Origin of the sequence: Mesorhizobium sp. M7A.F.Ca.MR.148.00.0.0 (genome assembly GCF_003997735.1) — a bacterium.
Classification (GTDB): Bacteria; Pseudomonadota; Alphaproteobacteria; order Rhizobiales; family Rhizobiaceae; genus Mesorhizobium.
This window is the reverse complement of sequence record NZ_RZTB01000540.1, coordinates 1-282: the sequence shown is the minus strand read 5'-3', so window position 1 is coordinate 282 and position 282 is coordinate 1. Positions and strand designations below refer to the sequence as shown.

At 60.6% G+C, this 282-nt stretch carries 1 pseudogene; it reads right to left on the bottom strand.

Annotated elements, in window-relative coordinates:
- Window positions 1-181: pseudogene (locus tag EOB49_RS35255) on the bottom strand (fatty acid desaturase); the annotation flags it as partial.
- Window positions 182-282 lie beyond the last annotated feature (101 nt).

The following is a 282-nucleotide window of genomic DNA, read 5'->3' as shown; positions in this document are numbered from 1 at the left end:
CCAATATGGCAACGATCCAGATGATCGTGTCGCGGATCGCCGGCCCGTCCGAGCGCTGCATCAATTCCTTCATCGCCTTGCGCGGCACATCGGTGTGATACCACTCGGCCGAGGCCAGCCCGGTCTCGATCGCGATGCGCGTGCTTTCCCCGACCAGGCTGTAGTCGCGCTTTTTCTCCATCACATCGACCTCCGATTTCCGGCCCGCCAGCCGGAGTATTCGTTTCGCATCATGCCCTGTCCGCCAATCCCGGAAAATTGCCCGACGGCATAGGATAATCC